Origin of the sequence: Comamonas odontotermitis (assembly GCF_020080045.1) — a bacterium.
Lineage (GTDB): Bacteria > Pseudomonadota > Gammaproteobacteria > Burkholderiales > Burkholderiaceae_C > Comamonas > Comamonas odontotermitis.
In genome coordinates, this window is record NZ_CP083451.1 from 1 (window position 1) to 23,583 (window position 23,583).

Sequence of the window (23,583 nt, forward strand, 5' to 3'; positions counted from 1 at the left end):
TGGATAACTTTTGCACAAGCTACAATAGCCAGTCAATCAACATTCCCCCTTATCCACAATTACAAGATTGAGTGGGGCGAATATTTCCGCGAGATACGCAATGGATGAAGCCAGCCTGGGCCAAGGTCTGTGGCGCGCAGTTGTAGAGCAACTGGCCCAAGAAATGCCCGAGCAACAGTTCAACACCTGGATCAAGCCGCTGACCGCCGTCGTGTCAGACGACCTGTCCAAGGTCACGCTCTATGTCGCCAACCGGTTCAAGTTGGACTGGATCCGCGCCCAATATGCCGGCCGACTGGCTGCCATGCTGGAGGAAACCTATGGTCAGCCCGTCGCCATCGAATTGGCCATTGCCCAGCGCGATGCTGCCGTGCGCACCGTGGTGCGCCCGGTACGCACCGGCGCGCCAGCGGCAGGTTACGCCAGCGGCACGTCGTCTGGCATGGGCTTGGGTCCCTCGTACGGCCCGGCCAACCGCAGTGGCGGTGGCTACCAGCAGAACGCGCAAGATTATGGCAGCGACGGCTTTCGGGGCAATGCCCAGCAGCATGCGGCTCAGCACGAGGCTGCCCCTGCCACAGCCGGTGGTGGAAGCTCTGAAATTGATAGCATCAACGGCAGCGGCAACTTCCGCAACCGGCTCAATCCAGCCCTGACCTTTGACACCCTGGTCGAAGGTACGGCCAACCGCATGGCCCGCTCGGCCGCCATGCATGTGGCGGCTTCACCCGGCCATCTGTACAACCCACTATTCATTTATGGCGGCGTGGGCCTGGGTAAAACCCACCTGGTGCATGCCGTGGGCAACAAGCTGCTGGCCGACAACCCGGACGCCAAAGTTCTCTACATCCATGCCGAGCAATTCGTCTCGGATGTGGTCAAGTCCTACCAGCGCCGCACCTTCGACGAGTTCAAGGAGCGCTACCACTCGCTCGATCTGCTGCTGATCGATGACGTGCAGTTTTTTGCCAACAAGGACCGCACCCAGGAAGAATTCTTCAACGCCTTTGAAGCGCTGCTGGCCAAGAAGAGCCACATCGTGATGACCTCCGACACCTATCCCAAGGGCTTGGCCAACATCCACGAGCGTCTGGTGTCGCGCTTTGATTCGGGTCTGACGGTCGCCATCGAGCCGCCCGAGCTGGAAATGCGCGTGGCGATTCTGATCAACAAATCACGCGCCGAAGGCACAGAAATGCCTGAGGAAGTGGCGTTCTTCGTTGCCAAGAACGTGCGTTCCAACGTGCGCGAACTCGAAGGCGCGCTGCGCAAGATCCTGGCCTACTCGCGCTTCAACCAGAAAGAGATCTCGATCCAGCTGGCACGCGAGGCACTGCGCGATCTGCTGTCGATCCAAAACCGCCAGATCAGCGTGGAAAACATCCAGAAGACCGTTGCCGATTACTACAAGATCAAGGTGGCGGACATGTACAGCAAGAAGCGCCCGGCCAGCATCGCCCGCCCGCGCCAGATTGCCATGTACCTGGCCAAGGAACTGACGCAGAAGAGCCTGCCCGAAATCGGTGAACTGTTCGGCGGCCGCGACCACACCACCGTGCTGCACGCCGTGCGCAAGATTGGCGGCGAACGCCAGCAGCTGACCGAGCTCAACCAGCAATTGCATGTGCTGGAGCAGACTCTGAAAGGTTAACCAATGGAAACTTTCGTTTTATCCGAAACAATCGTTTTCGCAAATCGCCTGCTTTGCGCAGGCACAATGGCAGATGGGACAGGGGCAGAGGGGGCTCCTTGCATGGCTGCTGTCCGCAACAACTCCGCAATTTGACAAGAGGTTGAAATGATTATCCTCAAGGCCACACAAGACAAGGTCATCGCAGTTCTGCAATCGGTCGCCGGCATTGTCGAGCGGCGCCATACCCTGCCCATTCTGGCCAACGTGCTGATCCGCAAGACCGGCAACGCGCTGCAGCTGACCACCAGCGACCTGGAAATCCAGATCCGCACCACCGCAGAGCTGGGTGGCGACATGGGCGATTTCACCACCACCGTGGGCGCGCGCAAGCTGATCGACATCTTGAAGACCATGCCTGGCGACCAGACCGTGAGCCTGGAGACGCAGCAGTCCAAGATGATTCTCAAGGGTGGCAAGAGCCGCTTCACCCTGCAGACCTTGCCCGCTGAAGACTTTCCGCTGGTGCAAGAGGCACCCTCGTTCGGCCCCGTGTTCAGCGTGCCGCAAAAGGTGCTCAAGGACCTGATGAGCCAGGTCTCCTTCGCCATGGCGGTGCAGGATATTCGTTACTATCTCAATGGCATCCTCTTCGTGGCCGAAGGCAACACCCTCAGCCTGGTGGCGACCGACGGCCACCGCCTGGCGTTCTCCAGCGCCACGCTGGATGTGGAAGTGCCCAAGCAGGAAGTGATCCTGCCGCGCAAGACCGTGCTGGAGCTGCAGCGCCTCCTGAGCGACGCGAGCGGCGACAACCAGCCCGTGATCGAGATGCAGTTTGCCAGCAACCAGGCGCGCTTTACCTTTGCAGGCATGGAATTCGTCACCAAGCTGGTCGAAGGCAAGTTCCCAGATTACAACCGCGTCATTCCACGCAACCACCCCAACAACGTGACCCTGGGCCGCGCGCCGCTCCTGGCCAGCATGCAGCGCACGGCCATCATGACGAGCGACAAGTTCAAGGGCGTGCGCCTGACCATCGAGCCCGGCACGCTGCGCATTGCAGCCAACAACGCCGAGCAGGAAGAGGCCATGGACGAGCTCGACATCGACTACGGCGGTCCATCGGTGGAAGTCGGCTTCAACGTCACCTATCTGATCGACGTGCTCTCCAACATGAGCCAGGACATGGTGCGCATCGACTTTGCCGACAACAACAACTCGGCCCTCATCACCAATCCGGAGAACGACAGCTTCAAGTACGTGGTGATGCCCATGCGCATGTAAGCGCATTGCTCCTGAAAAGAGAGCTTGCAGCGTATGCTGCAACTCTCTTTGCGATAGATAGATATTTGAATTCAAGACAAAACAGGCGCCTCTAGCTCCTGTTTTTGCAGTACCAAGGCAGCTTCATGACCGCAGAAAACCAGCCGGAACAATCTCCCAGCACGCCAAGCACCCCTGATGCAGGCGGCTACGGCGAAGGCGCCATCCAGATTCTGGAAGGCCTGGAGGCGGTGCGCAAACGCCCCGGCATGTACATCGGCGATACCTCCGACGGCACCGGCCTGCACCATCTGGTGTTCGAGGTGGTGGACAACTCCATCGACGAAGCGCTGGCCGGTTACTGCGACGATATCCTCGTCACCATTCATGCCGACGGATCGCTGTCGGTGGTGGACAACGGCCGCGGCATCCCTACCGGCGTGAAGATGGACGACAAGCATGAGCCCAAGCGCTCGGCTGCCGAAATCGCCCTGACCGAGCTGCACGCGGGCGGCAAATTCAACCAGAACAGCTACAAAGTCTCGGGCGGCCTGCACGGCGTGGGCGTGTCCTGCGTCAACGCACTGTCGGTCAAGCTCAAGCTCATCGTGCGCCGCGAAGGCCAGGTTCACCAGATCGACTTCTCGCGCGGCCATGTACAGAACCGCCTGATCGAAACCGTCGATGGCGTCGAAGTCTCGCCCATGCGCATCGTTGGCACCACCGAAAAACGCGGCACCGAAGTGCACTTTCTGCCCGACCAGGAAATCTTCAAGGAAAACTACGAGTTCCGCTACGAAATCCTGGCCAAGCGCCTGCGTGAACTCTCCTTCCTGAACAACGGCGTGCGCATCCGCCTCAAGGACGAGCGCGACGGCAAGGAAGACGACTTCTCCGGCGCTGGCGGCGTGCAAGGTTTCGTCAACTTCATCAACGCCAACAAGAAGGTGCTGCACCCTACGCCCTTCTACGCCACCGGCTCGCGCCCGGCGGAATCCTACGGCGGCATTCCCGGCACCGAAATCGGTGTGGAAGTGGCCATGCAGTGGAACGACGGCTACAACGAATCCGTTCTCTGCTTTACCAACAACATCCCGCAACGCGACGGCGGCACCCACCTGACCGGGCTGCGCGCCGCAATGACCCGCGTCATCGGCAAATACATAGAGCAGAACGAACTGGCCAAGAAGGCCAAGGTGGAAGTGACGGGCGACGACATGCGCGAAGGCCTGTGCGCCGTGCTGTCGGTCAAGGTGCCAGAGCCCAAGTTCAGCAGCCAGACCAAGGACAAGCTCGTATCCAGTGAAGTGCGTGCGCCGGTGGAAGACATCGTCGCAAAGACGCTGGCCGAATACCTGGAAGAAAAGCCCAACGACGCCAAGATCCTGTGCGGCAAAATCATCGACGCGGCCCGCGCCCGTGAAGCCGCCCGCAAGGCGCGCGAAATGACGCGCCGCAAAGGCGTGCTGGACGGCATGGGCCTGCCCGGCAAACTGGCCGACTGCCAGGAAAAAGACCCTGCGCTGTCTGAAATCTACATCGTCGAGGGTGACTCCGCAGGCGGTTCGGCCAAGCAAGGGCGTGACCGCAAGTTCCAGGCCATCCTGCCACTGCGCGGCAAGATCCTGAACGTGGAAAAAGCACGCTACGAAAAACTGCTGTCCAGCAACGAAATCGTCACGTTGATCACCGCACTGGGCACCGGTATCGGCAAGGCCAGCGAAGACTCAGGCAAAAGCAACAGCGACGACTACAACCTGGCCAAGCTGCGCTACCACCGCATCATCATCATGACCGATGCGGACGTGGACGGCGCGCACATCCGCACCCTGCTGCTCACCTTCTTCTACCGCCAAATGCCCGATCTGGTCGAGGCCGGCCACATCTACATTGCCCAGCCACCGTTGTACAAGGTGAAGAACGGCAAGGAAGAGCTGTACCTGAAGGACGGCCCTGCGCTGAACCAATTCCTGCTGCGTGTGGCACTGCAAGGCGCCAATGTCACCACCGGTGGCGACGCCCCCCGCACCATCGAAGGCGAAGAGCTGGCCAAACTGGCCAACATGCACCTGGCCGCAGAAACCGTGATCGAACGCCTCTCGTCCTATCTGGACGCCGAAGCGCTGCGCGCCATTGCCGATGGCGTGCAGATCAAGCTCGACACCCTGCAAGACGCCATGGACTGCGCCCCGGTGCTGGAAGCCAAGCTGCGTGAGCTGACGACCACCGGCGTGCCCGCCGAAGTGAGCGGTGAACTCGATCCACACACCGAAAAGCCCATCCTGCGCATCAGCCGCCACCACCACGGCAACATCAAGAGCTCCATCATCACGCAAGAGTTTGTTGAAGGCCACGACTATGCCGCACTGGCTGCCGAGGCGCAGAATTTCCACGGCCTGCTCGCAGAAGGCGCCAAGGTCACCCGTGGCGAAGGCGAAAAGGCCAAGATGGAAAAGGTGAGCGACTTCCGCCAAGCCATGCAATGGCTCATCAGCGAAGCCGAACGCACCACGGCCCGCCAGCGCTACAAAGGCCTGGGCGAAATGAACCCCGAACAGCTCTGGGAAACCACCATGGACCCCGATGTGCGCAGCCTGCTGCAGGTGAAAGTCAACGACGTCATCGAAGCCGACCGCGTGTTCACCATGCTGATGGGCGACGAGGTGGAACCCCGCCGCGACTTCATCGAGACCAATGCGCTGCGGGCGGGGAATATTGATGTTTGATTTTGCAGGCGCTCGCTGAGCCTGCAGATATGCTCAGAACCTGCGAGGTACTGACCCCAAAAACGCCCGGCAATGCCGGGCGTTTTCCGTTGCAAGAATGTACCGCCACCTGAATGATCAATTTAATTGATCATCATTCATTTTTCATGAGTAAATAGCATCCACTCCTTTCCATCGTGCATACTGGGAACGTTTGCTTCGCCACTGCTCACCCTGAGTCACGCGATACGGTGCTCTGGCGGCCTGCATTTTTCTGCCCTCAGCCTTTGCCATGAACACATTGCAGCTTTTCGAGCTCATGATCGCCATCCTGCCGGTGATCATCGGTTTGCACTACCTTGCCAACCGTTTGGGCCTTCCCGCTGCTGGCCGGGGGATGTTTGATGGCCTTCCTGCCCGGGCTTCCCGCGTTTTCTCCCGACCCCGAACTCATCCTCGTCATCTTTTTACCCCCGCTGCTGATCGACGGAGCCTGGGGAATCTCGGTGCGCTACCTGCGCAAACACATCATCGGCATTACTTCATTGGCCGTGGGTGCGGTGCTCTTTACCACCTTGGTGGTTGCTGTCGTCACGCACTGGCTGTTTCCTTCGTTGCCGTGGGCGGCATGCGCTGCATTGGGCGCGATTGTTTCGCCACCCGATGCGGTCTCCGCCCGTGCGGTGCTGCAGCAGGTCAAGCTGCCACGCCGGGTACTGATGCTGCTGGAAGGAGAGAGCCTGCTCAACGATGCCACGGGGCTCGTACTCTTTCGTTTTGCGGTTGCGGCTGCCATTACCGGCGCATTCAGCACCACGCAAGCCCTGGGAAGCTTTGCAGTACTCGCCTTGGGCGGGGCGGCGATAGGCGCTGCCGTGGGGGTTGCCTGGGTATTGATCGGACGCCGTCTGCAGGACGAGTACCTCGTCATCACATCCGCACTGTTGGTTTCCTGGGCAGCGTACATTCTGGCCGAGCGGCTCCATGTCTCCGGTGTCATCGCTACCGTCATCGCGGGCATGATTTGTGGCACCAACCAGTACAAGGTGTTCACTGCTGCAGGACGCGTGCGCGGCATCGCCTTCTGGACGGTCACTGTTTTCCTGATGGAAACAGCGGTATTCATGCTGATTGGCCTCTCGCTGCGTGGTGTAGTAGAGCGCATTGGCGGTTTTGGAATGGCGCTGGAACAAATGGCAGTGCCGGTTCTGTCGATTCTGCTGGCCTTGCTGGTTGCACGATTTGCCTGGATTTTTCTATCCGATGGTGCCATCTCGCTTTGCCGGTTGCTGGGCATGAGGCGCTACACCCCTTTGGGTGCACGCGGCGCACTGGTTCTGGGCTGGGCAGGCGTGCGGGGCGTCGTCACCTTGGCACTGGCGCTCAGCCTGCCTGAGGACTTTCCTGGTCGTGACTTCATCCTGGTGAGCGCATTCGCGGTGATCCTGTGTACCGTCCTGGTTCAGGGAACCACTCTCGGTTTGCTGATACGTTGGACGGGGTTGGTGCCACCCGAATCCGACAAGCCCCGCCTGTCCATGAGCGAAGCGGAGGCGGCGCTGATGCAGGTTCAACTGCAGGTCGTACAAAGCAGGGCCTACGACGGGGAAGGCAAGTTGATCCATCCTCAGATGCTGGAGCAGTACAAAAAGAAGGCATCCGTGTACACCAATTACGCGGGTAAGGAATCCGTGTTGATGCCCACGGTCCACGCCCATTTCGACGTGGTGCTGGAGGCAATCGCCGCCGCACATGCGGAGCTGATCCGCCTGCACAAAGTGGGAGACATTGACGAGCATACGTTGGTCGAGCTTCAGAAGAACCTCGATCTGGAAGAGCTGACTGCCATCGCCATTCGAGCTTAAGGCCGCTTCCCCCTCGATTTTTGGGCGCATTCCATGGGCTGTATGCGTATGAGAGACATCAACGACTGCTACAAAAAGCGTTATAGATGATCTCCAACGCAATGCGGCAGCGCGGGCCAAGTACCGGCCCATGGGCCATCTCCCCGGAAGCCTCTTTCAGCGCCAATAGGTATGCACCATCTTCTGCACCCCTGCCAATTGCGGCTGGGTAGCGGTCCAGGTTCGCGCAGCCTGGGTCAATGGCAAACCGCCCGCTATCCACAAGGCAGTGTCAGCGCCATGCCATGACTGGCTGCCAAGCCATTGCAGCACCTGCGCTATTTCGGGGGCTGAGGCGCCGGGCTCACCGCCGCAGATCCACTGCGCCTGCACGCGTGAAGGCGGTACATCAAAAGTGACGCGCTCCTGCGCATGGGCCACCCACAGCAACAGGGCGACGGTTTGGTCTGACGGCAGCATTTGCACCATGCGTGCGGCAGCAGGCAAGGCACAAGCGTCGGCCACAAACACATGGTGACCCGCACGCGCGGGCAGCCCACGGGCCGGGCTGAGGGCACCCACCGTACTACCGGGCACGGCGTGCTCGGCCCATACGGAGCCCGGCGACGGGCCATCGGCATCCGTGTGCAGCAGCACATCGACATCGATCCACGAGCCCGGAACATCGACCGCGCGAATGGTGTAGGTACGGCGCGCCATGCGCGGCTTTCCGGGTGGCCAGAGCAAGCGCCCATCCTCCTGCAAAGCAGGCCAGGCCGGCTCCGCGCCAGCGGTCGGCAGCAGCATGCGGATATGGATGCCAGCTTCCGCAAAAGGCTGGATATCGGTGCACTGCAGACGCAGGCGACGCATCTGCGGGCTCAGTGCCCGGTTGCTGATCACCCGCAGAATATGCAACTGCGTCGGGCTGCGTGGTGCCTGACCTTCCCAGGCAATGTCCCAGCTGCCATCGGGCAGCCCGATCTCGTCGGCATACTCACCCAGGTATTCCGTCAGTGACAGCTGCAGCAATCCGCCCATGGGGACTGTCGTGGGATCTATCTGGCACTCCAATTTGCGGCTGGCCAGCACCCGCAATTGCAGCGCACCCACCTCTTCCAGCGTCAGAAGAACCACATCAGGTTCAGGCTCGCTGATCCCGACGCCCTTGTCGCGCCACAGGCTGGTAAGCCATTGAACGAAGGCCGCCGCACGCGGTATGGTGATGCTTCCTTGAAGGGAAGAACTGGTAGATGCTGTCGTATCCATGGAAAGAGCGGTATTTGCATGCATTGCACTCAACGCTGGTAACGCCTGCAATAGCTGCCATTGGCGCGGTTCAACCAAGAACTGGGACTACAGAACCCAGAAGTCACGGCTGCAAGTATTGCCGCTGCTCAAAACAACCGCCGGTGAATGCTACATATTTACCACAAATGATAATGCACTTGAGAATAATTATCAGTTGAATCGTAGAATTCGCTCCAAGACAGCGGCGTGAGTGCCCGCTTCTTTTTTTAACTTTTTGAATTCTATGTTCTACGCGCAATACACCCCTGTTGTACGAGCCGCATTGATCGCCATGGGTGCTGCAGGCCTGGCCATGCCGCTGATGGCCCAAACCGCCCCATCCACCGACGACACCACCGCCGCTGACAAGACACTCTCGACCGTCACCGTTGTAGGTACCGTCGACGAGCTGCAAAGCCTCGATTTCTATGCGCCCAATTCCAGCGCTGTGATCCGCAAGGACGAGATCGACGCCCTGGGTGCACGTAAGCTCGACCAGGCTCTGCAATACCAGGCTGGTGTGCTGAGCGAGCCTTTTGGCGCAGACAACAAGGTAGAGTGGTTCAAGATCCGCGGGTTTGATGCTTCGGTTTCGCTCGATGGAACCCCCACCTCGCCCAATGGCTACTTTGTCTGGAAGCCTGAGGTATTCGGGGTCGAATCGGTCGAAGTGCTCAAGGGGCCCAGCGCTCTGGTATTTGGTGCCTCCGAGACTGGTGGCGTCGTCAACCTGGTGACCAAACGCCCTCAAAAGCAGCGCGCGCTTGAACTCAACACCGAGGTAGGCAACAACAACCGCCTGGGCTTGAGCGTTGACTATAACAACATCGCCAACAGTGATGGCTCGGTGTACTACCGCCTTGTAGCGCAAGCCCGCAAGGAAGACGGCATGCAGCGCGAGACCAACATGAAGAGCTACTATCTGGCGCCCAGCGTCACGATGGAGTTCAGCCCGCGCACTTCTCTGACGCTTCTGGGCAGCATCCAGCGCGAAGATGGACGCCCGACCAACGGCTTCCTGCCTGCGTACGGCATCATCATCGACACGCCGTATGGACGCATCGACCGCCGACTCAATGCCGGGGAGCCAGGCGTGGATCAGCTCAGACGCACCCAATCGAGCCTGGGGTGGCTGCTGAGCCACCAGTTCAACCAGGATTGGAAGTTCACGCAGAACTACAAATACACCAACCTCGATCTCGACCAGACCAATACTTTCGCCTACGGCTCCAACGGCGACCGTGAGCTGCGGCGTGGCTATACCTATACCGACGGCAAGGCCAAAACCCATTACCTGGACAACCGCATCAGCGGTCGCCTGCGCCTGGGTGACAGCGTGCAATTGCTGCCCACCTTCGGCATCGATTACCTCAAATCCGATACCGATGGTCTGAACAATGGCTTTGGCGCAGTGCCTAATCTCGACATGTTCAACCCCGTCTATGGCGCACCTTTTGACGTGACGGGCACGCCCTACGGCCTGCATTCCAAGCAATGGGGTGCTTATGCATCCACCCAAATGCGCGTAGGCAGCCACTGGAACTTCAACGCCGGCATCCGCCACGACAAGGCCAAGAACAATGGCCGTACCAATGGTGCCGATTCTGGCTATGACGTCAGCAAGAACTCCATCAATGCCGGCGCAATGTACATCACTGATTTCGGGGTCTCGCCCTATATCAGCTACTCCGAATCGTTCAAGCCCGTCGATGGTGTCGATGGCTACGGGAACGCCTACCGTCCCTATGAAGGCCAGCAAAGCGAAATGGGTGTAAAGCTGGAGCCGACTTGGCTGAACGGCGGCAACATTACGCTGGCATACTTCGACGTCAAGGAAAAGAACGCACTGGTCTCGGATGCCTCCAATATCCAGTCGCAGACGGGCAAGCGCACCAACAAGGGCATTGAGTTGCAGGGCGACTTCAAGCTGGGCACCAATACCCGCATCAAAGCTGCCTATACGCACAACAATTCCCGCCAGGATGTGACTGCCACGCAGACAGTGCGTACGCCGCTGATCCCCGACAACCAGGCCAGCCTGTGGGTGAGCCATGCCTTCGCCCTGGCCAACAGCCAGAAGCTGACCGTGGCCGCCGGCGCGCGCTACAACGGCTCCACCGAAGACCAACGCTACACCCCTGGCACACGCATCTCTGGCTATACGCTGCTGGATCTGATGGTGCGATACGACATCAGCCGCGAATGGGCGCTGCAATTCAATGCACGCAATCTTACCGACAAGACTTATGTCAGCGGCTGTGACTTCTACTGCTACTACGGCGGCGCACGCACGGTCGATCTTCAGTTGCAGTACAAGTGGAAGTAAACATGCCTATCTCGAAGGCTGCGCCCAACGCCTGGCGAGTGCAGCCTTCGGCCAGCTAGCCATGGCTCTTCCTGCAAGCAAGTCCGCCCGGCTGCGCCACATGCGCCCCGGGCGTCATGCATTCTTGCGCCAGCCGGGAAAAACCTTATTTTTATGAAAACCTCTTCCATTGCCGAACAGGCCCAGAGCCCTGCGCAGTGGTCGCTGCGGAGCTTGCTGACCGTGGTCTTTCTGGGCCTGACGGCCGGCGTGCAGATGAGCGACTACGGTCTGCAGGCCATCTCGCTGTCGGCCATCCAGAAGACTTTTGCCATCAGCGATGCCGCAGTCGGCGCGCTTCAAGGTCTGGCGGGTGTGCTGGTAGGCAGCGCGCTGGCGATACCGCTGGCTCGCTTTGCCGACCGCTTCTCGCGCAAGCGGGTGCTGCTGTGCCTGGTCCTGGCATCGACAGCCATGATGGTGCTCAGCGCACTGGCACCTAATTTTCCGCTGTTTTTCCTGGGCCGCTCGGCGGCAGGCATCACCGAATTTGCAATGGTGCCGCTGGTGTACTCGATGATTCCCGATCTGGCGCCCGAGCGCCACCGTGTGTTCGCCAATCTTGGTTTTGCTGCCCTGGTCTCGACCGGCGCGAGCGCGGGCTTTTACTACGCTGGCGATATCCAGACTGCTGCCATGGCATGGATTCCCGGCCAACTCGACCCCTGGCGCAAAGCCTTCTTGCTGCTGTCGGCAGCCGGCCTACCTCTGCTGGTGGCGGGCCTGTTCACCGCCAATCCGCCTCGCCATGCGATGCAGGGTGAGGCCACCGACGCGGGTTCACTACAAGGTTATCTGCGCAAGCACTGGCGGCCAATCGCGCTGTTCGTTGGCGTGGCTGGCAGCCTGATGATTGCCGTACAGGGCCTGAACCAGTTGATGGCCTTGGCGCTGGAGCGCCGCTTCGATGCCACGCCAGCACATATCGGCAAGGTGCTGGGAGGACTGGTGCTGGTCGCCACGCTTGGTTGCCTGCCGGTGGTGGGCTGGCTCGACCGCTGGCTTGCCAAGCGCCTGGGCGCCGCAGTGCGCCCCATGTTGATGGGCATATGTGCGCTGTTGGCTGTACCCGCGATTCTGATGCTCTATTCCACCGCTTCACTCCAGCAGGCATTTGTGGTCGTGGGCCTGTTCCTGTTCGTCACCTGCACGGCCAATGCATTGGTGCCCACCATGCTGCAGGATCTGGCCCCGCCACCGCTGCGCGCGCGCTGCTTTGCGCTGTGGAGCTTTGTGGTGTCGGTCTTCAGCGCCTTGGGACCTCTGCTGGCGGGCTTTGTATCCACCTGGCTGGTGCATGGCCGCATGCTCAGCGCCATCGCCATCACTGCAGTGCCCACCTTGCTGATTTCCGCCTATTGCGCATGGCGGCTGTTCCTGCATACGCGTAGCGCAACGCAAAGCGCAGCCCTGGTAGCTGCCGCGCCCGCTACGTAATGCCGGTCGCGCAGCAGGGCATACAGCCGGTTGCGCAGAACGGGCATGCGGCGGCATGCGTTCAACGGCTGGTGTGCTTTTCTACAGCTGCCGCCGTGTGGATGCAATGCGCGGCAAACGCCCATAGCTGCGCAGCCTGCTGCAGCACGCTTTGTGGCTGATCGCTCTCCTGATGGCCGCTGTCCGGGTTGAGCAGCAGCAACGCAGGCGCGCTGCTGCTGGAATGGCGACGGATATTGGCCAGCAGCTTGGCGGGTTCCCAGTAAGGCACCCGGTCGTCCTTGAGACCCGCTGTGCACAACACCGGCGGATACGCGGCATCACGCACATTCTCGTAGGGGGAAATAGCTGCCATCGCGTCGTAGGCATCCGGGTCTGCAAGCGGGTCGCCCCAATCGGGACGCAACAGCGGCACCAGCGGGTGGCCCGCATCGCTCATGGTGTTGAGCATATCGACAAATGGCACCTGCGCGATGACACCTGCCCACAGGTCAGGCCGCATATTCGCCGCGCCGCATACCAGCAAGCCGCCTGCCGACACGCCATGGCTCACCGTCTGCGCTGGCGTGCTGTAACCCATGCGCTGCAGGTGCTGTGCGCAGGCCAGAAAATCGCTCATCGAGTTGCGCTTGTGCTCGCGGCAACCGCCCTGGTACCAGTCATAGCCCTTTTCCGAGCCGCCACGCACATGGGCAATCGCATAGCAGTAACCGGCATCCACCCAGGCCAGCGCCGGCAGTGAAAACGCCGGCTCATAGGCAATGCCATATGCGCCATAGCCGGTGAGCAGCAAAGGCAATGGCTGTAGCTGGCCTCCTGCCAGATCCTTGCGGGAAAGCACGGTGATGGGCACTCGTTCACCATCATCAGCAACCGCGTGCATACGCTCGATCAGGTAGCGGTCCGAATCCAGCCCGCTATAGCTCTCGCGCTCCACCTCGGTGATCTGTCCGTCGCTCAGACGCACATTCAGCCAGCGCGGCGGCTGTGCCAGCGTCTGGTGGGAAATGCGTACATGCGTGGCATCCCAAGGCTGCGCCAGCGGCATCTCCAGCACGTACGAAGGCTCGCTGAATGCAATCACCGTCTCGTGGCCGTCGGGCCGCAGCAGCACGAGGCGATGCAGGCCATCCACGCGCTCCAGCCGCGCCAGGACAGACGCAAAAGGCTGCATTGCAATGATGGGGACACCAAGGCGGTGCGGCACCAGTGGCTCAACCGCTGCCGATGCGTGCAGGCCCTCGCCCGGCTTGCCGACAACCTCCATGCGCAGGATCTGCCGGTCGATTGCGCCATCCACATTGGTCAGCGCAATCAGGCAGCCATTCCACTCGTTGATTTCGTACCGAATGCCGCGTTCACGCTCACGCAACGTGCGTGGCGAATCGCACTCTGCCCCAGCTGCGATCAGGCGCACCTCACTCGTGTCAGGTCCGAACAGAGTCACCGCCACATAGCCATTGGCCGCTGTGCGCGCCACCTTCATGAACAAGGCTGGGTCGTGCTCTTCATGCACCAACTCGGCCACGCCACCAGTCACGGGCGTGCGATAGAGGCGCGAGGGGCGGCTATGAGCATCACGCCAGATCCAGAAAACGTTCTGCGACGACGGTGAAAACACCAGGCCGCCATATCCAAATGCATCCTCCGGTACGAGTTCCTGGGTTGCACCCGTCTGCGTATCGAGCAAGCAGATGCGATGACGATCATTGCCGATCACGTCCTCGGCCCAGATGAAATAGCGCTCATCCGGGCTGGCCTGGTGCTCGGCAGCCCGGTAATAGGCGTGGCCTGCGGCTCGTTCGGCCTCGTCCACCAGCGCCTCAACCCGTCCATCGGCATGGCGGCGTACAAACCGCTTGTGTCCCGGTGTCGCACTGGGCTCCACGCCATAGGTCCAGCCCGCAGGGGGCGATGCGGATGCGACTGCGGGCGCATGCACAACACTGCGCGCATAAGCCATCATTGCCTTGTAGAAGTCCTGTGCAGGTGCTGCCAGCGGCTGCAATAGCTGCTGCGTATAGTCGCGTTCGGCTTGCAGGTGCTGGCGCAAGCGCGGCGGCAGGTTCTCCATGGTGCGCGTGCCCACGGCAGGCACAAACTTCATCCAGGCAAACTCGTCGTTGCGGGTGCGCCCCAGTTGCTCGATCACATGGTCCTCACGCGGAGCCTGAGGCGCTGCCAGAGCAGGCCAGCCTATAGTGAACCGGCTTGCCTCGGCGCGGTTGGCGGTCAAAGAAGATTTCTCGGCAGGAAGCGGTGTGGAAGGGGACACGGGCAAGGCGGTCTCAGCAATAGGTTGAAAGATCAGCAAAGCGCTGCCGCAGGAAATCACGGCGCGATCTGGCGAAACAGGGCCGTCTATTGTTGTAATGCCAGGTATTCCCAGCTTCATATGGGGCCAATTGCGTGAGATGCGCAGCACCCATGGCGCCGCGACCAATGCGCAAGCACAGCGTTTTAGAATGAACCGATGCCAAGCGCACTTCCTCCTGCCGTTTTCCACCAACTCTCACTGGCGCGCAGCGTGCTGGACGCGGGGCTGGGAAGCGCCATCGTCAGCATGCATGTTTTTGGATCGGCTGTGGATACGGGTCTGCAACCTTCCAGCGATCTGGACTTGCTGGTGACCGTGGATGAGGCACCGAGCGAAAGCCAGCGCAGCGCTGTTCTGACGCAGCTCCTCACGGTTTCTGCGCCCCCTGGGACGTCGGTCATTCTTCGTCCTCTGGAAGTCACCGTACTGAGTCTCGCCCATTTGAAGCCCTGGCGCTATCCTGCTCGCCGCGAATTGCAGTTTGGCGAATGGCTCCGCCATGACCTGCTTGGCGGTGTGTTCGAAGCGCCGATGCCGGACCCGGATCTGGCGATCCTGATCACCAAGGTTCGAGACAGCAGCATTGCTCTGTATGGGCCTGAAGCCTCCGCGCTCCTTCCACCTGTACCACAGGCCGACCTTGAGCGAGCCCTTCTGGACACTGTCGGGCAGTGGAACCAGCCCGAGGACTGGGCAGGGGACGAACGAAACATTGTTCTCGCACTCGCCCGCTGCTGGCACACAGCGTGGACGGGCCGGATCTGCTCGAAGCAGGAAGCGGCCACCTGGGTACTTGAACGCGTGGACGACCGCCACAAAGCGATCGTCGCAAATGCCCGTGCTGCCTACCTCGGGTTGGAGCAGGACACTTTGCCCACCCAGCCCGAAGCCGTGCAGGCATTCGTGCGTGATGCTCGCACAGAAGTGGAGCAAAAGCTGGCTGGCTGAACGGCGAATCACCTGGCAGCTCCACTCGCGGTCGATACTGGCCGCTAGTCGAATAATGACCGCTTTGGCCTCTTGCAATGCACAACGACGAAGGAGTGCACGCCTTGGAGAGCGACGATGATCTGCTGCACCTTGAGGAGCGCCTCTCGGCACTCCCCGATCCCAGGCGCCACGGGTATGTTGATGCCCAGGGAGTGCGCATCTGGTTCGCCGTCTTTGGCTCAGGCCCGCCTGTTGTCCTGCTGCATGGCGGCATGGGCAACAGCACCAACTGGGCGTGTCTGATCCCCGAGCTGGTCGACCATGGATACTGCGCCATCACCATTGACAGCCGTGCCCAGGGCCGCAGCTTCTGGGACGGCAAGCCATTGCACTACACGGACATGGCGGCGGACGTTCGGCAAGTACTCGACCATCTCCACATATCCAGAGCCGCCATCGTTGGCTGGAGCGATGGCGCTGACACCGGGCTGGTGTTGGCCGAAACGTCCCCCGAACGGGTACATGCCCTCTTCTTCTTTGCATGCAATGTGGACGCTTCCGGAACCAAGCCGTTCGAGATGACGCCGCGCATCAAGCGTGTATTGCAACACCACCGCAAGCAATATGCCGCGTTGTCGCCAACACCCGACAACTTCGACGAGGTCTTTGAAGCAGTTCAACGCATGCAGTCGAGCGAGCCGAATTACCTGGCGGCTCAGCTTGCACGGATGGATGTACCGACCACGGTATGCCACGCTGAGAATGATGAATTCATCTTTCGTGAGCACCTGGCGTATCTGGCAGACACCCTGGGCAATGCCAGGTTCGTTCTCTTGCCTGGTGTTGGGCACTTTGCTCCCTGGCAACAGCCTGCCCTGTTCAACACCGCCGTCATCGCATTTCTGAAGCGCCTGCATACGCCCACCGAATGAACGGCACCATGAACCGATTCGTGCAGCCCTGCCGACAGCACTCCAGCCGCTGTCAACTCCGCATCACCCGTACGAAGGGTGCGTGCGCTACGCTTCATACCTTCTCTTGATCCCTCCTCCTTGTATGCCTTACATCATCGAAACCTTTGACAAGCCCAACAGCCTTTCCCTGCGTAAAGAGAATCGGGATGCACACCTCGAATTTCTCGATGAGCACAAGGCAGCGCTGATCGCATGCGGCGCCAAGCTGAATGACGATGGCACCGACCAAGGCGGCGGCCTGTATATCGTCGCCGTGGAAAGCGCCGAGGAGGCGCGTGCCTTCATCGAGCAAGACCCTTTTTTCAAGATCGGGCTGTTTGGAGACATCAAGATCACCCGCTGGCGAAAGGCCTATGTCGATGGCGTGTGCAAGCTCTGAAAAGAGTCCTCCAGCTGCATTGCATTGATGGTCGCCCTCTCGTGCTTTCGCTTATGCGACAGCCAACGGTGGCGATAGTGGTTTGTCCTGAGTTGTGTGCGGAACATGCGTTCTACAATGGGCGCATACAGGTTCAGATTTGAAGACCATCTGTAAGATGGCTTCGTCGCGCCTTATGGGTTTGTATCGGCCTCTTGCAGCACATCAAGGAGGCAATGATGCAAACCAGCGCTATAAAAATTCGTGGTGTCCAGGATGTCATATCCTTTATCGACGGACGCCAGGGAATCAAAGGTCGGGCGGGCGTTATCTGGTGGCTCGCGCTTGGCGGCCTGTTTCTCGATGCATTTTCCAATTCTGCACTCAGCGTAGGCCTCGGGCCGATGACGCGCGACCAGCAGCTGACCCCTGCTGAAGTTGCATGGATGACATCGCTTGCTTCATGGGTGTCGATCGCCTTCAATCCCATTGGCGGCTGGATGGCCGACCGCTGGGGCCGCATGCGCCCTCTCATCATCGCCAAGGTGCTCGCCGTCATCGGCGCGCTGCTGGTCACGTTTGCGCCCGACTATTCCACCATTCTGTTTGGCCGCTTCTTTGTAGGTGCAGCGTATGGCATTGATTTCGCCATTGCCATGGCCGTGCTGGCAGAGTTCACACCGGCACGGTTCAAGAGCCGCCTGAACGTATGGCAAGGCATGTGGTACATGGCCGTCTGTACCAACCTGGTGCTTGCGCTGTGGTTCAACTCCTGGGGCGTGGGCGATTCGCTGTGGCGTTACTCGGTTGCAGCCACCGCTGTATTCGGCTGCCTCATCCTGGTGCTGCAGCTTTGCCTGTTGATTGAAAGTCCGACCTGGCTGGCGCGCAAGGAACGCCTCGAAGATGCAGCGCGCTCAATGACACGCATCTATGCCCAGTCATTTGTTGCCGCCCCGGTTTCCGAACGCCTGCCGGTCATCAACCAAGCCAAGCGAGGGCTTGCGAATGTGCTGCTGATTTTCCGCGGCATCTATCTGCCACGCACCATTCTCGCGGCCACGGTGCAGATTGGCCAGTCGATCCAGTACTTTGCGGTGGGCTGGTATCTCCCGCTGATCAGCGCGTCGCTGTTTGGCAAGGATTTTCAGCAAGCCACGCTTGGCGCGCTGGTATTCAACGTCTTCGGCATCGTGGGCGGCTTTCTTTCACCCACGATCGGCCGCATTCTGGGATTGAGACGTGCCTCTGCCATTGGGTTTGCACTGGTCTTTTTGATGCTTCTGGTGCTAGGCCTCTTCAACGGAAAGATGCCAATCTGGGCAGCAGTAGCGGTACCGTCGCTGTTCATTCTTTTCCACTCCGGCGGTCCCGGCGCCAATGGAAAAAGCCTCTCGACGCTGTCTTTCCGCAGCGAATTGCGTGCGGGGGCGAACGGTGTCATTGGTGCGCTGGGTGCCATGGGCGCAGCCCTGGGGCTGCTCGTGTTCCCGCTGTTCCGCCAGCAGTATGGCCTGGAGACCACCTTCCTGATTCTGTCGGTGGTGCCGCTGGTTGCAAGCCTCATCTGCTTCACCATCAAATGGGATCCGACGCGCAGTGCCGTCAACCCGGACAACGAGCCGGACGCCCCCCAGTTTGAAGCCGATGCCGTCAAGGTGGTGGCAGCGCGATAGCCGACAAGAAGAGGAGACAGGCAATGGCCGACAACGACGTTATTTTGTCCATCGATGAAGGCACTTCAGGCACGCGCGCAGCTTTGGTGGGAAGAGACGGCCTCGTCTTCGGCCAAGACTACATTCCGCTGGATGTGTCGTGCCCGCGTCCGGGAACCGTTGAGCAAGACGCAGATGTTTTGCTGGAGAAGACGCTGCTGGTGTGCCGCAGGGTGATTGCACAAGCACAGGCGAGCGGAAAGCACATCGTCGCCATGGCCATTGCCAACCAGCGCTGCTCGGCGGTGCTGTGGGATACCTTGACCGGCAGGTCCCTCGCTCCCGTCATGGTCTGGCAGGATTCAAGGCACCGGGAAGAGCTGGCAGCCCTGTCCTCCCGCTGGGATTCGACCCTGGTGCAGTATGCGGGGCGGCCTGCGGGTGTCCGCTCGCCCTATCTGTGGGCCCGGCACAAGCTGCGAGAGGTACCGGAGATTGCGCAGGCCTACCGTGAAAAGCGCCTGGCCTTTGGAACCATCGATACCTGGTTGCTATGGCACCTTTCGAAGTCACGCGAACTGGTCACAACGCCGACGAACGTGACCTCGGGAAACGCATACGTCCTTCGGGAACACCGGTATCTGGATTCGTGGCTGGATGCGCTGGAGTTTCCGCAAGAGCTACTGCCCAGACTCCGGGAAGACGCCGACGATTTTGGCATCACCCGGCATGAGCTTCTGGGTATCGAAGTGCCCATTCTTGCCTGTGCAGGCGACCAGCATGCTGCAGCCATCGGCCTGGGCTGCCTGGAGCGCGGACAGGCCATGTGCGTGCATGGCACAGGCAGTTTCGTAGACGTTCTGACGGGTGTTGATCTGGCACCGCACGATGGCGCCCATGAGAGTTCCCTCACGATGACCGCCCGAAGAACCCACGGGCTGTCCCGCTTTGCCATCGAAACCTATGTGCCCACCACAGGCTCGGCCCTGAACTGGATATGCGAAAAGCTGGAATGGTTCAGTGATCCCAAGCAGATCAGTGAACTCGCCAGCGGCGCAACCACCTCTCCAGACCTGCTGTTCGTGCCCGCGCTGACGGGGCTTCGCATCCCCTCGATGGAGCCCGCAGCGCGGGCATCGGTACTCGGAATATCGATGGCTACCTCCAAGGCGGAGCTCGCAAAGGCCATTCTGGAAGGCATCGCGCATTCGGTAACCTCCTGCATGGATGCCAACCAGCAAGCGTCTGGCACTCGCGTATCGGAGCTGCTGGTCGGAGGCGGTTTGGCTGGCAGCTCCACCTTGTTGCAGATACAGGCCGACCTGATGGGCATGCCTGTGCGCCGTCTGGCCGAAACCGATAAGGCAAGCCTCAGAGGAATTGCCTTCCTGGCTGGGGGCTCCGGCCTGCTGTGGGATTCGCTGGAAGAGGCCTGCGCTACCTTGAAGACAGACGCTGTCTTCGAGCCGCAGATGGGCGAGGACGAGCGTGCACACCGGCGGGCGATATGGCACGCACGCGTGGCCGACGAACTGGCCCACGCAAGAAAGTACACACGTCTTGAATCAACGGAGAAAGCAGCATGATAGGTTGGCCAACAAACCTATATGGCAAGGACAGCGCCGAATTGACATTGACCGCCCCACTGCGGCTGGAGCGTGCCGAGCAACTGGCACAACTGGGCGACGAGAAATTCGACCTGCTGGTGATAGGCGGTGGTGTCACCGGCTCCTACGTCGCACTGGACGCCAGTCTGCGCGGCTACCGGGTTGCGCTCATCGAGAAAGACGACTTTGCGTCCGGCACATCGTCCAAATCGTCCAAGATGGTTCACGGCGGGCTGCGCTACATCGAGCAGGGAAACCTGGGCCTGGTTCGCCATTCGCTTCTGGAAAGACAACGCCTGCGCCGCAACGCCCGCCATCTGGTGCATCGGCTGCCGTTCCTGTTTCCCGTGATGGAACGCGAGGGCGTGTTTGACAAAAAACTGGCCAAGGCCTTCAACAGCCTGCTGTGGACCTACGATTTCGCCGGTGGCTGGCGTGAGGGAATCCTGCACCAGAAGCTGTCCAAAGCCGAGGTGCTCTCGCACTGCCCGACTTTCCGCGAAGACCACCTGATGGGCGGATTCATGTACTTTGACGCGCGGGTGGACGATGCGCGTCTGACCTTGACGATCGCCCGAACGGCAGTATTCCATGGCGCAACCGTCGTGAACCATTGCAAGGCGGTATCGCTGACGCGCAATGAAAGCGGCAAGGTCGACGGCGCCATCACCCAGGTTGATGGCAAGGAGATCCGCGTGCAAGCCCGGTCGGTGGTGATGGCAACCGGCGTCTGGCTGCGCGATTGGGATGGCCGAAAGAATGGGCAGGAAGCCACACTGCATGTTCGCCCCGCCAAGGGCGTGCATGTGGCCATTCCGTGGCTCAAGATCCGCAACGACTGCACAGTCACCATTCCGGTGCCGGGCCGCAGCAGGCGCGCCACGATCACAAGGTGGGGCAACGTCTCCTACCTCGGCACAACGGATGAAGACTACGAAGGCAGCCTGGATGATGTGCACTGCACACGCAAGGAACTCGATTTTCTGCTGGAAGGCGCCCGCTCGGCCCTGAAAACCGACCTGCAGCCAGAAGATGTGGTCGGCAGCATCGCCGGATGCCGCCCACTGGTCGGGCCGGCTGGTGGAAAAACCGTCGAAATGAAGCGCAACCACGAGATTCATGTCGCTGAAGACGGACTCGTCACCATCGTGGGCGGCAAGCTGACCACCTCTCGCCACATGGCAGAGCAAACTGTGGACACCGTGGAAAAGCAGCTGGGGCGGCGCAAGCGATGCACCACAAAGTCTGCCTTCCTGCTGGGCGCTGCGGGTTACGACTCACAGGCCATCACGGCCACAGGCGGCCTCTCGGCGCATCTGGGTGAGCGCTACGGAACAGAGGCACGTTTTGTCAGCGACATCATGCAGCCCCATCCGTCCCTCCTCAAGCCCATCGTGGAAGGGCTTGCGTACACCGAAGCGGAAGTCGTCTATGCGGTGCGCCACGAGATGGCAAGAACGGTGGAAGACGTGCTGTCCCGCCGGATGCGAGCGCGCCTCATGGCGCGCGACGCCTCCGCCTTGGCAGCAGCGCGCGTGGGCGAGATTCTGCAGGCCGAGCTCCATCTGAGCGCAAACGACATTTCGGAACAGGTGGCCGCATACCGCCATTCTGTTGAACGTGAAAAATCCATTCTTATGGGAGATATCCAATGCTGAGCAAAGATGCAATCAAACGTGGCTACAACCGTCGCAACTACGTGGTGGGCGCCCACACCCCGCCCGCCTATGCGGCAGGCATTACCGGGTTCGATGGCCCGGCAGGCCTTCAGCGCGAGCCGGTTCGGGTGACCCAGGCGCAGGTAGATGCACTGCAGAAAGTGGCAGACAAGGTGGAGACTGCCCGCGAAGCCGTCATTGCTGGAACACGCGACTGGTGGGCCCGTACCATGGTCGCAGAGACTTCGGGGCAGCCCGCCACACCGGATGCAGTCATCGTTCACGCCTCTCAGGTCGCGCAGATCCAGGCCGTGATGCGCATTGCCAACGAACATGCCATTCCGGTGACCGTGGCAGGCGGTCGCAGCAACGTCACCGGCGCGGCGCTTCCCGTGCGGGGAGGCATCGTCCTGGATATCTGCCAGCTCAACAAGCTGGTCGATTTTGATGAAGTCAGCCAGGTGGTGAATGTGGAAGCAGGCATGTTCGGAGACGTCTTCGAGGAGACCATCCAGGGCCAGTTCAAGATGACCATGGGCCACTGGCCTTCGTCCTTCGGCATCAGCACCGTGGGAGGCTGGGTTGCCTGCCGGGGCGCGGGCCAGCTGTCGACCCGGTACGGCAAGATCGAGGACATGGTGTATGGCATGGATGTAGTGCTGGCCGACGGCAGCCTCATCACCGTGGGCGGATACCCGCGCGCAGCCATCGGCTCCGACCTGCAGCAGCTGTTCATCGGCTCGGAGGGCACGCTGGGCATCATTGTTCGCATCCGCTTCAAGCTGCACCGCCTGCCTGACTATGGCAAGGCCATTGCCTACGAATTCGGCACCTTCGCGCAAGGCCTGGAAGCCTGCCGCCAGATCATGCAGCAAGGGGCTAACCCCGCCGCCTTGCGCCTGTACGATGCGCTGGAAAGCGGTGTGCAGTTCAATCGCCCTGCGACCCATGTGCTGATGATTGCAGACGAAGGTGCTCCAGAAATGGTCGACGCCGTCATGCAGATCTGTGAGCGCGTGTGCAAGGCCACCGGCACCGAACTGGACGGCGCGGCCATTTTGGAGCGCTGGCTGGACACGCGCTACCTCACCGGCAAAAGCGCGGAAGGCTTCAAGAAGAGCCCCGGTTTTGTCGCCGATACGCTGGAGATGTCTGGCTGCTGGCGTGATCTCCCCGCCATCTATGACGAGGTGGTCAAGGCCATCGCATCGGTGCCTGGCACGCTGGCCGGCTCCGCCCACCAATCCCATGCATATGTCGATGGCGCGTGCCTCTACTTCTCGCTGCGCGGCGAGGTCGAAGTGGACAAGCGGGCCGACTGGTACCGCGCCGCCTGGGATGCGGCCAATGCAGTCATACTTCGTTACAATGCCACATTGAGCCACCACCACGGCGTGGGCCTGCTGCGCGCGCCTTATATGGCCGAGTCGCTGGGCACGGCATTTTCATTGCTGCAGTTGACCAAGAAAATGCTGGATCCCAAGAATCTGCTCAATCCGGGCAAACTTGGGCTGTCCGACGAAGTAACGCCTTAACCGAAACGATTG

General features: G+C 60.5%; 14 protein-coding genes and 1 pseudogene. 13 read left to right on the forward strand and 2 right to left on the reverse strand.

Going from position 1 to position 23,583, the window contains the following annotated elements:
- Positions 1 to 100: 100 nt before the first annotated feature.
- The 4 genes and pseudogenes from dnaA (at position 101) to LAD35_RS00020 (ending at position 7,466) form a co-directional block, all read left to right on the forward strand.
- A complete protein-coding gene (gene dnaA / locus LAD35_RS00005) occupies positions 101 to 1,651 on the forward strand; it encodes a chromosomal replication initiator protein DnaA (protein WP_224150730.1) in 1,551 nt (516 codons plus the stop codon).
- A gap of 147 nt (positions 1,652 to 1,798) precedes the next feature.
- A complete protein-coding gene (gene dnaN / locus LAD35_RS00010) occupies positions 1,799 to 2,917 on the forward strand; it encodes a DNA polymerase III subunit beta (protein WP_224150731.1) in 1,119 nt (372 codons plus the stop codon).
- A gap of 125 nt (positions 2,918 to 3,042) precedes the next feature.
- Entirely contained in the window at positions 3,043 to 5,622 is a 2,580-nt protein-coding gene (gene gyrB, locus LAD35_RS00015; RefSeq protein ID WP_224150732.1) for a DNA topoisomerase (ATP-hydrolyzing) subunit B, read from the forward strand.
- Positions 5,623 to 5,893: 271 nt separating this feature from the next.
- Positions 5,894 to 7,466, forward strand: a pseudogene (locus LAD35_RS00020) (Na+/H+ antiporter).
- A gap of 156 nt (positions 7,467 to 7,622) precedes the next feature.
- Here LAD35_RS00020 and LAD35_RS00025 read toward each other — a convergent pair.
- Positions 7,623 to 8,714, reverse strand: a complete 1,092-nt coding sequence (locus LAD35_RS00025) for a siderophore-interacting protein (RefSeq protein WP_224150733.1) — start codon at positions 8,712 to 8,714, stop codon at positions 7,623 to 7,625.
- A 265-nt stretch (positions 8,715 to 8,979) separates the two neighbouring features.
- Between LAD35_RS00025 and LAD35_RS00030 the strand changes: the two genes are divergently transcribed.
- Positions 8,980 to 11,061 (forward strand): TonB-dependent siderophore receptor, encoded by a 2,082-nt coding sequence (locus LAD35_RS00030; RefSeq protein ID WP_224150734.1) that lies wholly within the window; start codon positions 8,980 to 8,982, stop codon positions 11,059 to 11,061.
- Between the two features lie 153 nt (positions 11,062 to 11,214).
- Positions 11,215 to 12,537 (forward strand): MFS transporter, encoded by a 1,323-nt coding sequence (locus LAD35_RS00035; protein ID WP_224150735.1) that lies wholly within the window; start codon positions 11,215 to 11,217, stop codon positions 12,535 to 12,537.
- Between the two features lie 61 nt (positions 12,538 to 12,598).
- Here LAD35_RS00035 and LAD35_RS00040 read toward each other — a convergent pair whose 3' ends face one another.
- Complete coding sequence (locus LAD35_RS00040; RefSeq protein ID WP_224150736.1) at positions 12,599 to 14,812, reverse strand: prolyl oligopeptidase family serine peptidase; 2,214 nt, start codon at positions 14,810 to 14,812, stop codon at positions 12,599 to 12,601.
- A 198-nt stretch (positions 14,813 to 15,010) separates the two neighbouring features.
- Here LAD35_RS00040 and LAD35_RS00045 point away from each other — a divergent pair, with 198 nt between their 5' ends.
- The 7 genes from LAD35_RS00045 (at position 15,011) to LAD35_RS00075 (ending at position 23,571) form a co-directional block, all read left to right on the forward strand.
- Positions 15,011 to 15,802: an aminoglycoside adenylyltransferase family protein gene (locus tag LAD35_RS00045; RefSeq protein WP_224150737.1), complete on the forward strand. Its 792-nt coding sequence runs from the start codon at positions 15,011 to 15,013 to the stop codon at positions 15,800 to 15,802.
- A gap of 77 nt (positions 15,803 to 15,879) precedes the next feature.
- The gene (locus LAD35_RS00050) at positions 15,880 to 16,716 is read left to right on the forward strand and encodes an alpha/beta fold hydrolase (protein ID WP_224150738.1); all 837 of its coding nucleotides are present in this window, start codon (positions 15,880 to 15,882) and stop codon (positions 16,714 to 16,716) included.
- A 124-nt stretch (positions 16,717 to 16,840) separates the two neighbouring features.
- Positions 16,841 to 17,137 carry a YciI family protein gene (locus tag LAD35_RS00055; RefSeq protein WP_224150739.1) on the forward strand — a complete coding sequence of 99 codons (297 nt, stop codon included), beginning with the start codon at positions 16,841 to 16,843 and terminating at the stop codon, positions 17,135 to 17,137.
- 218 nt (positions 17,138 to 17,355) lie between these two features.
- Entirely contained in the window at positions 17,356 to 18,792 is a 1,437-nt protein-coding gene (locus LAD35_RS00060) for an MFS transporter (protein WP_224152846.1), read from the forward strand.
- 23 nt (positions 18,793 to 18,815) lie between these two features.
- Positions 18,816 to 20,357 carry an FGGY family carbohydrate kinase gene (locus LAD35_RS00065; RefSeq protein WP_224150740.1) on the forward strand — a complete coding sequence of 514 codons (1,542 nt, stop codon included), beginning with the start codon at positions 18,816 to 18,818 and terminating at the stop codon, positions 20,355 to 20,357.
- Positions 20,354 to 22,036, forward strand: a complete 1,683-nt coding sequence (locus tag LAD35_RS00070; protein ID WP_224150741.1) for a glycerol-3-phosphate dehydrogenase/oxidase — start codon at positions 20,354 to 20,356, stop codon at positions 22,034 to 22,036. The genes LAD35_RS00065 and LAD35_RS00070 overlap by 4 nt, the downstream gene beginning before the upstream one ends.
- Positions 22,030 to 23,571 carry an FAD-binding oxidoreductase gene (locus tag LAD35_RS00075; protein WP_224150742.1) on the forward strand — a complete coding sequence of 514 codons (1,542 nt, stop codon included), beginning with the start codon at positions 22,030 to 22,032 and terminating at the stop codon, positions 23,569 to 23,571. Before LAD35_RS00070 ends, LAD35_RS00075 begins: the two co-directional genes overlap by 7 nt.
- The last annotated feature ends 12 nt before the right edge of the window (positions 23,572 to 23,583 follow it).